This is a genomic window from Sphingopyxis sp. (genome assembly GCF_036402335.1).
Classification (GTDB): domain Bacteria; phylum Pseudomonadota; class Alphaproteobacteria; order Sphingomonadales; family Sphingomonadaceae; genus Sphingopyxis.
This window is the reverse complement of record NZ_DASWTD010000557.1, coordinates 1-9,481: the sequence shown is the minus strand read 5'-3', so window position 1 is coordinate 9,481 and position 9,481 is coordinate 1. Positions and strand designations below refer to the sequence as shown.

Annotated in this window: 16 protein-coding genes and 1 pseudogene; 9 read left to right on the top strand and 8 right to left on the bottom strand. The window is 64.3% G+C overall.

From position 1 onward, the window contains the following. The 3 genes from VGD20_RS18190 to VGD20_RS18180 form a co-directional block, all read right to left on the bottom strand. The coding region (locus VGD20_RS18190) for a hypothetical protein (protein WP_331135791.1) at positions 1 to 557 on the bottom strand (557 nt) is incomplete at its 3' end. A gap of 56 nt (positions 558 to 613) precedes the next feature. Beyond that, on the bottom strand, positions 614 to 1,135 hold the full coding sequence (locus VGD20_RS18185; RefSeq protein ID WP_331135790.1) for an ImmA/IrrE family metallo-endopeptidase: 522 nt from the start codon (positions 1,133 to 1,135) through the stop codon (positions 614 to 616). Beyond that, positions 1,135 to 1,623, bottom strand: coding sequence for a hypothetical protein (locus tag VGD20_RS18180; protein ID WP_331135789.1), 489 nt, complete (start codon positions 1,621 to 1,623; stop codon positions 1,135 to 1,137). Before VGD20_RS18180 ends, VGD20_RS18185 begins: the two co-directional genes overlap by 1 nt. 162 nt (positions 1,624 to 1,785) lie before the next feature. Between VGD20_RS18180 and VGD20_RS18175 the strand changes: the two genes are divergently transcribed. The 3 genes from VGD20_RS18175 (at position 1,786) to VGD20_RS18165 (ending at position 3,452) form a co-directional block, all read left to right on the top strand. Next, entirely contained in the window at positions 1,786 to 2,298 is a 513-nt protein-coding gene (locus VGD20_RS18175) for a 2'-5' RNA ligase family protein (RefSeq protein WP_331135788.1), read from the top strand. 32 nt (positions 2,299 to 2,330) lie between these two features. Next, positions 2,331 to 2,912, top strand: a complete 582-nt coding sequence (locus VGD20_RS18170; protein ID WP_331135787.1) for an N-acetyltransferase — start codon at positions 2,331 to 2,333, stop codon at positions 2,910 to 2,912. Positions 2,913 to 3,143: 231 nt separating this feature from the next. Beyond that, positions 3,144 to 3,452, top strand: a complete 309-nt coding sequence (locus tag VGD20_RS18165) for a hypothetical protein (protein ID WP_331135786.1) — start codon at positions 3,144 to 3,146, stop codon at positions 3,450 to 3,452. Positions 3,453 to 3,455: 3 nt separating this feature from the next. On the opposite strand, the gene VGD20_RS18160 is transcribed toward VGD20_RS18165, so the two are convergent. Next, complete coding sequence (locus tag VGD20_RS18160) at positions 3,456 to 3,866, bottom strand: hypothetical protein (RefSeq protein WP_331135785.1); 411 nt, start codon at positions 3,864 to 3,866, stop codon at positions 3,456 to 3,458. Between the two features lie 170 nt (positions 3,867 to 4,036). Between VGD20_RS18160 and arr the strand changes: the two genes are divergently transcribed. Together arr and VGD20_RS18150 are read left to right on the top strand one after the other, a co-directional pair. After that, positions 4,037 to 4,462, top strand: a complete 426-nt coding sequence (arr, locus tag VGD20_RS18155) for an NAD(+)--rifampin ADP-ribosyltransferase (RefSeq protein WP_331135784.1) — start codon at positions 4,037 to 4,039, stop codon at positions 4,460 to 4,462. Between the two features lie 42 nt (positions 4,463 to 4,504). After that, entirely contained in the window at positions 4,505 to 4,927 is a 423-nt protein-coding gene (locus tag VGD20_RS18150; RefSeq protein ID WP_331135783.1) for an NIPSNAP family protein, read from the top strand. A 1-nt stretch (position 4,928) separates the two neighbouring features. On the opposite strand, the gene VGD20_RS18145 is transcribed toward VGD20_RS18150, so the two are convergent. Continuing rightward, the gene (locus VGD20_RS18145; RefSeq protein ID WP_331135782.1) at positions 4,929 to 5,834 is read right to left on the bottom strand and encodes a retropepsin-like aspartic protease; all 906 of its coding nucleotides are present in this window, start codon (positions 5,832 to 5,834) and stop codon (positions 4,929 to 4,931) included. A 163-nt stretch (positions 5,835 to 5,997) separates the two neighbouring features. Here VGD20_RS18145 and VGD20_RS18140 point away from each other — a divergent pair, with 163 nt between their 5' ends. The 4 genes from VGD20_RS18140 (at position 5,998) to VGD20_RS18125 (ending at position 8,418) form a co-directional block, all read left to right on the top strand. After that, on the top strand, positions 5,998 to 6,447 hold the full coding sequence (locus VGD20_RS18140; RefSeq protein ID WP_331135781.1) for a glycine zipper 2TM domain-containing protein: 450 nt from the start codon (positions 5,998 to 6,000) through the stop codon (positions 6,445 to 6,447). Positions 6,448 to 6,534: 87 nt separating this feature from the next. Then, positions 6,535 to 6,969, top strand: a complete 435-nt coding sequence (locus VGD20_RS18135; protein WP_331135780.1) for a nuclear transport factor 2 family protein — start codon at positions 6,535 to 6,537, stop codon at positions 6,967 to 6,969. Beyond that, positions 6,966 to 7,787, top strand: a complete 822-nt coding sequence (locus VGD20_RS18130; protein WP_331135779.1) for a ThuA domain-containing protein — start codon at positions 6,966 to 6,968, stop codon at positions 7,785 to 7,787. Before VGD20_RS18135 ends, VGD20_RS18130 begins: the two co-directional genes overlap by 4 nt. A gap of 91 nt (positions 7,788 to 7,878) precedes the next feature. Next, positions 7,879 to 8,418 (top strand): 2'-5' RNA ligase family protein, encoded by a 540-nt coding sequence (locus VGD20_RS18125; protein WP_331135778.1) that lies wholly within the window; start codon positions 7,879 to 7,881, stop codon positions 8,416 to 8,418. Between the two features lie 96 nt (positions 8,419 to 8,514). On the opposite strand, the gene VGD20_RS18120 is transcribed toward VGD20_RS18125, so the two are convergent. The 3 genes and pseudogenes from VGD20_RS18120 to VGD20_RS18110 form a co-directional block, all read right to left on the bottom strand. Beyond that, a complete protein-coding gene (locus tag VGD20_RS18120) occupies positions 8,515 to 8,910 on the bottom strand; it encodes a DUF1801 domain-containing protein (RefSeq protein WP_331135777.1) in 396 nt (131 codons plus the stop codon). Between the two features lie 11 nt (positions 8,911 to 8,921). Then, positions 8,922 to 9,347, bottom strand: coding sequence for a DUF1801 domain-containing protein (locus VGD20_RS18115; protein ID WP_331135776.1), 426 nt, complete (start codon positions 9,345 to 9,347; stop codon positions 8,922 to 8,924). Positions 9,348 to 9,354: 7 nt separating this feature from the next. Continuing rightward, a pseudogene (locus VGD20_RS18110) lies at positions 9,355 to 9,481 on the bottom strand (taurine dioxygenase); the annotation flags it as partial.

Genomic DNA, 9,481 nt, shown 5'->3' with positions numbered 1-9,481 from the left:
AAACTCGACCCAGAAACAACAAACCTAGCACTCTCGTCGATCTCAATTAGCTTTTCTGCCAGACCGCTAATGACTCCTTCGGTCAGGTCTGTTGGGTCGCCATATCCATAGTCAAATATACAAAGAAGTTTATCGCTCATGTAGCGGGAGATATAAGGAAAAATCCTCTCGAATTCATTTGAGCGATTAAGTTCAAATCGAAAAACAAGTCCGCGATCCAAGCTGACGGCAATATCAATCTGATACTGGATTTGATCATCTGTCCGCCCGAACGTTTGAATCGTCGGGATATAATTATCCTGACGAGTAATTAGCTTCATCCATTCGATGTGCCCCGTTTCAGCATCGAGCAAAGATCTCCAATATACTCGGGAAGGAAGGTCGGAGTTACTTTCAAAATACCGATCAACATCAGCAATGATAGGAATATCGCCAACGCAATCGGCGACGATCTTAATCGTGTTATCGAACAAAATCGAATTAAGCCAAGGAGCCAAAAGAACCACGGGGAGCATTTTCTGCTTTTCTCCCAATGGAAGATTCTTCATCGCACGCATCTCGGCCCGGCGAATGCAGACGGTTGGATAGTATCGATCCGTGAACTCGCTTGGCATCAGAATCCGAACCTAAAGCCAACGGCCAAGCTAGACACGCGAAACGCCTTGGCGATTTCATCCAAAAATTCGGCCTTGGGGGCGCACCCGTAGCGCTCATGATGCCACGCCTGCACTTCGTTCCAAGGAAGCAGCATAGCCGCCGCCAGTCGGTTCGCCTCTGCCTCTTTTTTGTCCGAAAGTTTTGATCGATACAATATACTATCCGTTATTCCATCACTATCTATATAGCTTTTATGCAGAAAATAGTGAGCTATCTCGTGGGCGACGGTAAATCTCTGCCTGACGGCAGCATCTGTATTATTTACCTGTATTTGATATCCCTCAATATCGGGGGAGATCTTCTTTATTAACCCTGAGATTTCAACCGGGAGAGTCAGACTAACCACATCAATCGAAAGCGCGGCGGCGACTTCTCCGATTGGCACGGGAACACGGTTGAGCAAGGATTTAATAAGGGCGAATTCGTCGGCGGGGATTTGCTGCCATAACGGCTGCGCGGGATCGGCAAGGTAAGTCATCAGTCGACCTCACCCTCGTCCGTGGGAGCGTCATCGTCCACCCCCAAATCCGCGCTGTCTTTTAGCCTATCGATGACCAACGGCAGCAGCGATATCACCTCCGAGCGAATTTGCCTCGCCACCCAGCGCTTCAAGTGGCCATCTTCCTCAGTGAATTCTCGCTGAATCTGATCGTGCGCTCTGCCACCCTCTTTAAACGCGGCGGCAATCTCTAAGAGCACTTGCTGCGATGCATATTTGCCAGCATCGCGCTTGAGACTGCGAAACCCAATGACCGCCAACACAGCCAACGCGAGGGCGCAAACCGAAAATATTACGGTGACAGTGGTAAGAAGGATTACAACAACATTGGTGTAATCAATTCCGGCCTCTGGATTCATCCCTGGGCTTCGAAGGACGCCATAGGTAAGTTTATAAGCAATAGCTGACAGTGCCAGAACACCAATCAGCGCTAGCGCCGGATAAAAGATCCGTAAGAACCCCTGCATAGGGATCTCAATAACGAGGTTAGGCGTGCATCACAATATCTACTTATATTCCGAAACCCTAAGAAATCCCCGACGCTTGTTCATCCCGTAAGCTCCCTTCCTTGACCGCCACAGAGTAAGCGCCATTCGGCCCCACCCCCACATCATGCTACACTCCCACCCATGCGCGCCCGAAACCCCCTCTACGTCATGGCCAAGCCGTCGCCGGAGGGGCAGGCGGCGATCGCCGCGCTGCCGCGCAACGATCCCGGACGCGGTCCCGACCTCCTCCATGTCACGCTCATCTCGCTCTACGACCTGCACCATGCGCCGCCCGAGTGGCTGCCCGCGACCATCGCCGCGCTCGACGGATTCGCCGCGGCCCCCTTCCCGCTCCGTTTCGACCGGATCGAGAACCGCAAGGCGGTGACGCTGCGGACGCGTGGGGCCCTGGCCGAGGCGCGGGCGTTCCAGAAGGCGTTGGTGAACCATCTGCTGCGCGAAAAGGCGCCGATCATGGACGGCACCACCCCCGAACCGCACATCACGATCAACTATCGCGGCGACCGGTTGAACGCGCAGAAAATGCCGCCGATCGGCTGGACGGTCGGGGAAATATTCCTGATCGAAAGCGTTGTGGGAAAGACCACGCATGTCGAGCACGGACGCTGGGCGCTGACGCCCCCCGGCGACTGAGCGCGGCACAGGCACGAAGGGAAGCGCGAGCCATGGCGAAGATCAGTATCGGCCAACCTGCGGACAGGGCGCGGCTGCTCCACACTTTGGTGCTCGGCTTTGCCGCCGATCCGGTGGCGCGCTGGGCCTCGCCCGACGCCGCGACCTATATGAGCCGCCGCCACGAATTTTTCGGCGCCTTCGGCGGTGCGGCATTCGACCTTGGGACGGCGTTCGTCGCCGACGACGGCGCCGCGGTCGCGACCTGGCTGCCGCCGGGGGTCGAACCCGACGGCGAGGTCATGGCCGCGATCATGGACGAACAGACGCCGGCGCACCGCAAGGCCGAGATGGACGAGCTCGTCGGCCAGATGGACCGCTTTCACCCGGTCGAGCCGGTCTGGTACCTGCCGCTGATCGCCGCCGATCCCGCGCATCGCGGCCGCGGGCTCGGCACCGCGCTGATGGAGGCGGCGATCGCGGTGATCGACGCCGACGGCCGCGCCGCCTATCTCGAAAGCTCGAACCCGCGCAACATCCCGCTCTACCGGCGCTTCGGCTTCGAAATCATCGGCGCGATCCGCACTGCAAGCTCGCCGGTGCTGACCCCGATGCTGCGGCCGGGGCAGGGGTAGCATCGGGTTCAGGACGGGCGATCCTATTTCGCACCGCGCGGGCCAGAAACCTCTTTCCTACAATGCGCGCATCTGCTCCACTCTATCGAACGCTGCGTCTGCGTCGCTCGCCGCGTCCGCTTGCTCCCGCCGCCGCCTTGGGCACCGCGTCCGACACCGCCGCCCCCGCATCGCCAATGGGCTGAACTTTCCTGAACTTTGGCTGGCAACCGATCCGCAAAGGCCCTCGCCATGTCGCACCCCTCGAACATCGTCACTTGCAGCGGCCCCGGCGACCCGCACGCGCTCGACGGCATTTCGCGGCGTCACCGCACCGGCCACCTCGACACGCTGTGCCCGGTCTGCGCGGGATACGGCCAGTGGAACACGCAGATCGACCTCGTCAGCCATCGCTCGATCCGCCACGCCTGCCCCAAATGCGACGGGCGCGGCTGGATCGAGACCGGCGACGACATGGTCCCCAGCCACGACATCGCGCGGAGCGCGGCGGGGCATCCGGTGTGGACGGTACGGCTCGACCCGTCGGACGACCGCGAATGATGCTCAGCTCGCGTCGATGCCCGCCGGCCGCCAGCGCCAGATCAGCAGCAACAGTCCGGTCAGGATGAAGATCGCAAAGCCCGACAATACCCACGCGTTCACATACCATTGCTCGCCCCAGCTGAACTCGCCGCCCATGATCTTTGCCCAGCCGCGGAAATGCTGGGTGCTGGCGACCGCCAGCCCGAACAGCGCAAAGATCGCGGACAGATAGCGCACCAGCCAGTGCGCGGGGTTGGGCAGCATCAGCAGCACGCCCAGCGCGCCGATCATCGTCCGCTGCACCCGGCAATAGGGACAGGCATAGACGAGTTCGGTCAGGTCGACCGTCCAGGTTGCGATCGCCAGCAGGAGCGCCGCCACCCCCACCGCGCGCCGATGCCGCAGCAATATATCCGGCAAATCGTTGATCATGATGTCCTCCCCCTTTCGGACAGACATCCCTTGGCCGCCCGCCGGCGTCAAGACGCGGGCTCCACCCGTTCGGGAGAAAGTCCTCGATCGCGCCGTACGCGCCATCGAGCGGAACCGGCGGCAGCGGCGATGGTTGAGGTCCATACCCACCCCGACGCGAGCGCCCCGACATGACCGACACAGCCAACCCCACCGGACCCGATACGGGCGCGACCTTCTATCACGGCACGCGCGCCGACCTCGAAACCGGCGACCTGCTCGTCGCCGGGCGGGGCAGCAATTACCAGGCCGCGCCGATGTCGTGGATCTATTTCTCCGCGGCCCTCGAGTCGGCGATCTGGGGCTGCGAACTCGCCGCCGGGACGGGGCGCGAGCGCATCTATATCGTCGAGCCCACCGGCGACTGGTTCGACGACCCCAACCTCACCGACAAGAAATTCCCCGGCAACCCGACGCGCAGCTATCGCAGCCGGTCGCCGCTGCGTATCGTCGGCGAGGTCGAAAGCTGGACCCCGCATGCCCCCGACGTGCTACAGGCGATGAAGGACGGCCTCGCGAGGCTCAAGGCGGAGGAGAAGGACGTGATCATCGACTGACCCGCTCCTCCCCCGTCGTTCCTCCCCACAAAGGAAATCGCCATGCCGTCCCCCGTTCATCCGCTCGCCATCGCCGCAATCCTCGCGCTGGCGCCTGCCGCCGCCGCCGCCGCCGACCCCGCGCCGCTGCAACAGCTCCGCATCTACGAAATTCCGCGCGCCAACGAAGGCGTGTTCCACGACCGGTTCCGCGACCACGCGCTGCGCATCATGGCGCGCCACGGTTTTGCGGTGCGGTCGATCTGGCGCAGCGAGCATGAAGACAAGGTCGAGTTCGTCTATCTGCTCGACTGGCCCGATGCGCAGGCGATGGACGCCGCGTGGGCAGCTTTCCTCGCCGACCCCGAATGGATCGCGATCAAGAAGGAAACCGCGGCACGCGACGGCAAATATGTCGAATCGGTCGCGGCGCGCACGCTCGAGCCCGTCGCCTGGTCGCCCGATCGCGCGGGCGCCGCGCGCTAGGTCAGCGCACCGCGCCGGTTGCGGGGCACAGCGCGACGCTCTGCGTCCGCTGGTCGATCAGCAGCGCGAAATGCTCGAGCGCATGCGCGCCGACGAGCAGTTCGGGATATTTTTCGGACACGCGCACCTCGACATCGGTCAGTTCGGCGGCGCCGATGCGGAACGGGCCATGCAGCGTCGCGCGGCTCGTCTCGACCGCCGTATTCATCAACTGCCCCGCACCCGCGGCCGCGACCGGTCCGCCGCCGGTGCGGTCGAACAGGCTCTTCGGCAGCACGAAGGCGACGTTGGCGCCGGTATCGAGATTGCCCTCGGCCGTCACCTCGCCGATCGTGACGGGCACGCGGAACGCACGGTCGTAACCGAGCACACCGGCGGCGCCGCGCGTCAGCCCGGCGGCGCGGGTGAAGCTCAGCATCCGCTTCGGATAGTCGATCACGAGCAGGCCATCGGCGAAAAAGTCGCGCCCGATGATGCCGTCGAACTTCGCCTCAGGGGCCATCCGGCTGCCGTAGTCGCGCGTGATGACCTCGAGATCACGGCGGACGAAGCCGCCGAGATCGAGCGCGGCGAGGCGCACCGTGTCGACGCTGGCCGTCGCGACGCCGTCCGACGTCTCGCCCGACCCGTGGACTGGCAGGCCGAGCCGCGCGACAAGGCCCGCGTCGGCGCGCCCCATCCCGCTCGCCCCGGTATCGACCGCAAAGGTGAATGGCCCCTTGCCGTCGACGCGCGCCTCGACATAGATGCGCCCGTCGACGGTGCGAAAGGGGATGCGCAGCAACGCGTCGGAGCGCGAGTCACCAACCGGCGCACACGCAGGTGCCGCGGGCGCCGCGCCCCACGCCGGCGTGTTCGCGAGCATCGCCGCTGCGACCGCCGTGCCCCATCGTTTCGATCCACCCATCGCCCGCCTTCCGCTGCCCCAGTGAGTTGTATCACTAAGACAGTCAGACGTCGGCCGTCAACCGCGTCCACGGAACCTCCCCCGCGTTCGGGGGTCTATCCACCAGAGGGGCTGCGCATGCCCCGCCCCCGGCCCGGCACGCGACCTTGATGGAGTGATGTCGATGAACAAGCTGATGATCCTGCCCCTGACCGCCGCCGCAGCACTCGCCGGCTGCGCCACCACCGGCGACGGCTATGCCTATGATGACGGCGGCTATGGCTATTACGACCGTGCGTATTACGATCAATATGGCCGCTATGATTACGACCGCCCCGACCCGCGGCACGGCGGCTATTATGCCGATCAATATTACCGGAACGACAAACGCTATCGCGAACGCCGCCTGTCGAACAATGACCGCATCTATCGCGGCCGCGACGACAAATATTATTGCCGTCGCAACGACGGTTCGACCGGCCTGATCGTCGGTGGCATCGCCGGCGGCGTCGTCGGAAACGTCATCGCCCCCGGCGGGTCGGAGACGCTCGGCACCGTGCTCGGCGCGGTCGGTGGCGCGGTCGCCGGACGCGCGATCGAACGCAGCGGCAACAAGCAGGTCCGCTGTCGCTGACGGCGCAAAGGAGGGTGTGCGCAAAAAAGTGTGACGGCCGCGCCAATCGCGCTAGGCTGACGGCCCCAACGACCTTCGGGAGCCGCCATGCTGACGACCCTGCTCACGCTCGCCGCCGCCACGACGCCTGCGTCGGCGCCTCCCGCCGACCTCGCCGCGATCGAGGCGACCTGCTTCGATTATGTCGACGGCCAGCTCGCAGGCGATCCCGAACGGGTGAAGCGCGCGCTGCACCCCGACCTCGCCAAGCGCCGCGTCCTCGGCGACACCCCCGATGAGCGGCTCGGCCTGCAACGGATGAGCCGCGAGGAGCTCGTCGACCTGACGAAACGCGGCGCGCTCAAGACGCCGAAGGCCGAATGGAACCGCGCGTGCCGGATTCTCGACGTCGCGGGCGACACGGCGGCCGTCCGGGCCGAGACGCCGTGGTTCGTCGACCATTTCCACATGGGCAGGTTCGGCGACCGCTGGGTCATCGTCAACGCGATGTGGCAGATGAAACCGCGCGACGCCGCGAAATGAACACCGCCCTCGCCCTTGCAGCTGCGCTGCTCATGACACCGGTGACCGCCATGCCGCAAGCCCCCGACCCGCGCCGCCCTGCGCCGACCTTCGACAGCGTGCCCCCCGATCTGCCCGCGCTCGGCCGTCCCGCGGTGCTGATCTTCAGCAAGACCAACGGCTATCGTCACGACAGCATCCCCGCCACCGTCGCGGCGCTGTCGCGGCTGGTCGAGGCACGCGGCTGGAGCGGCTTCGCAACCGAAAATGCCGCTGTCTTCAACCCCGACCAGCTCGCGCGCTTCGACGTCATCGTCTTTGCCAGCGCCACCGGCGACATGTTCACGCACGACCAGCGCGCGGCATTCGAAACCTGGCTGGCGGGCGGCGGCGGGTTCGTCGGCATCCACGGCGCGGGGGTCGACAGCCACCCCGCCTGGTACAAGGCGATCCTCGGCTACCACCGCTTCACCGGCCATCCGGGCGGCGCCGACCAGTTCCCGACCGCCGACGTCGTCGTAGACGACCGCCGCCACCCCGCGACGCGCCACCTGCCGTCCCGCTGGCGCTGGACCGACGAATATTACAGCTGGGACGCGCCGCCTGCGGCCGGCGCGCATGTGTTGGCGCGGCTCGACGAGACGGGGATGAAGCTCGACGCGAAATACCGGATGGGCGAGCGCCACGCACTGCTCTGGTGGCGCTGCGAGGGGCGGGCGCGTATTTTCTTCTCGGCGCTCGGTCACAAGGCCGAAACGTGGGCCGACCCCGTGCATCTGAAGATGGTCGACGGTGCGATCGGCTGGGCGGCGCGGAGGCAAGGCACGGGCTGCGACTGACCCAAGATCGGCGCGCTGGCGCTTGTTCTTTGTTTGTTCTAAAGGCATAGTCCTTTCCACCCTGCCGATTCGCCATCAGGAGGAACCGACCATGCCGCGCAGGATTTTCGCCCGACGCCCCCTTTATCTGATGGTCAAGCCGCCGGCCGACATCGCGGCGCGCATTCATGCCCTGCCTCGAAACGACCGGCGCCGCGAGGCCGAGCTGCTGCATATGACGCTCGCGGCATTTGTCGATCTGGCCAAAGCCCCAGCCGGATTCCTCGAACTCGTGATCCGCGGGCTGGACGATTTCGGAGCCGACGCTTTCCCTGTGCGTCTCGACCGCATCGAATGCCGCAAGGCGACGACGTTGCGCAGTTCCGCACCGCTTGCCGCCGCATGGGAATTCCAGCGACAGCTCGCCGAATATTTTCACCAGCATGATTTCAAATGGTTCAACCTGCCGCCCGAGCTTCACGTCACGATCAACTATCGTGGCGACGGGCTCGGCACCGAAGCAATTGATCCGGTCGAATGGACCGCCGCAGAGATGCTGCTCGTCGAAAGCGTGGTCGGCGAAGCACAGCATATCGTGCATGGCCGCTGGTCATTGCCCGACGGCGAACCCGGATTCTGCAGGGCTGCCTAGCCCACGAGCGCCGGCAACCGCTTACGCGATGACGCGGCAGCTCTTGTGCCACGGCGGTTGCGCGGGGCCAATGCCGCACGCTATCGCAAAGTCGCGTTACTTCTTCGCGCGCGCCGGTTTTTCGAGGTTCGCCTCGACCGCCGCGCGCACCAGTGCCTTGAACGCCGCCTCGTCGACCGCGGCCCCCTCGAACAGGTCGATCGCGCGCCGCATGTTGCCGTCGAGGCTCGAATTGAACAGCTTCTTGGGGTCGGCGAGCGCTGCGCCCTTGGCAAAGGTCAGCTTGACCTTGTCCCTGTATGTCTCGCCCGTGCAGAGGATGCCCGCATGCTCCCACACCGGGACGCCCGCCGGGTTCGATGGTTTCTGCCACTTGACCGTTTCTTCAACGTCCGGATCGGCGGCATGGATCAGCGCGCGCAGCTTCGTCAGCGTCTCACCGCGCCAGTCGCCGAGCCCGGCAATCTTCGCATCGATCAGGTCCGCCGCCATACCGTCCTCCCTCACATCTTCTCGCCGGGCAGCGCCGCAGCCTGCTTCACCCAGTCGGCGAATGCCGCCTCGTCGACGCTATCCTTCTCGTGGATATGGAAATAGCGCGTATCGCCGCTTTTCGACGCGACCGGCGGCATCGGCTCGAGCGATTGGCCGCGAAAGAAGGCGATCTTGATATATTTGTCGAAGCAATGGATGCTCAGGAACCAGTGCGCCGGCTCGTCGCCCTGCCCCGGCGGACCATAGAATGGCGAGTTCCATTTGACCGCCTTTGCGACGCCCGGAACCGTCCGCTCGATCAGCGCGTCGAGCCGCGCCCACACGCCCGACTTCCATCCCGGCATCGCCGCGATATAGGCTTGAACCGGCGCATCGCCATAGCCTTTGGCAATCTGCGGATTGCCGCCCGACAGCAGCACGGGTTCCTTGGCCATCCCGCCCTCAGCGCTCGTCGCGATAGAAGGGCCGATCACCCGCGATCGTCACGCGCTCCATCCGCCGCACCGCGGGAAAATAGTCCGACGCTGCGTAATGCTGGCCGGCGCGATTGTCCCAGAAGGCGATCGAG

Excerpts from the sequence above, each read along its gene's own strand:
- arr (WP_331135784.1), top strand. The coding sequence starts at position 4,037 with ATGACCGACACAGCCAACCCCACCGGACCCGATACGGGCGCGACCTTC.
- VGD20_RS18145 (WP_331135782.1), bottom strand. The coding sequence starts at position 5,834 with ATGGGTGGATCGAAACGATGGGGCACGGCGGTCGCAGCGGCGATGCTC.
- VGD20_RS18130 (WP_331135779.1), top strand. The coding sequence starts at position 6,966 with ATGAACACCGCCCTCGCCCTTGCAGCTGCGCTGCTCATGACACCGGTG.
- VGD20_RS18120 (WP_331135777.1), bottom strand. The coding sequence starts at position 8,910 with ATGGCGGCGGACCTGATCGATGCGAAGATTGCCGGGCTCGGCGACTGG.
- VGD20_RS18125 (WP_331135778.1), top strand. The coding sequence starts at position 7,879 with ATGCCGCGCAGGATTTTCGCCCGACGCCCCCTTTATCTGATGGTCAAG.
- VGD20_RS18180 (WP_331135789.1), bottom strand. The coding sequence starts at position 1,623 with ATGCAGGGGTTCTTACGGATCTTTTATCCGGCGCTAGCGCTGATTGGT.
- VGD20_RS18140 (WP_331135781.1), top strand. The coding sequence starts at position 5,998 with ATGAACAAGCTGATGATCCTGCCCCTGACCGCCGCCGCAGCACTCGCC.
- VGD20_RS18165 (WP_331135786.1), top strand. The coding sequence starts at position 3,144 with ATGTCGCACCCCTCGAACATCGTCACTTGCAGCGGCCCCGGCGACCCG.
- VGD20_RS18135 (WP_331135780.1), top strand. The coding sequence starts at position 6,535 with ATGCTGACGACCCTGCTCACGCTCGCCGCCGCCACGACGCCTGCGTCG.
- VGD20_RS18170 (WP_331135787.1), top strand. The coding sequence starts at position 2,331 with ATGGCGAAGATCAGTATCGGCCAACCTGCGGACAGGGCGCGGCTGCTC.
- VGD20_RS18160 (WP_331135785.1), bottom strand. The coding sequence starts at position 3,866 with ATGATCAACGATTTGCCGGATATATTGCTGCGGCATCGGCGCGCGGTG.
- VGD20_RS18150 (WP_331135783.1), top strand. The coding sequence starts at position 4,505 with ATGCCGTCCCCCGTTCATCCGCTCGCCATCGCCGCAATCCTCGCGCTG.
- VGD20_RS18175 (WP_331135788.1), top strand. The coding sequence starts at position 1,786 with ATGCGCGCCCGAAACCCCCTCTACGTCATGGCCAAGCCGTCGCCGGAG.
- VGD20_RS18185 (WP_331135790.1), bottom strand. The coding sequence starts at position 1,135 with ATGACTTACCTTGCCGATCCCGCGCAGCCGTTATGGCAGCAAATCCCC.
- VGD20_RS18115 (WP_331135776.1), bottom strand. The coding sequence starts at position 9,347 with ATGGCCAAGGAACCCGTGCTGCTGTCGGGCGGCAATCCGCAGATTGCC.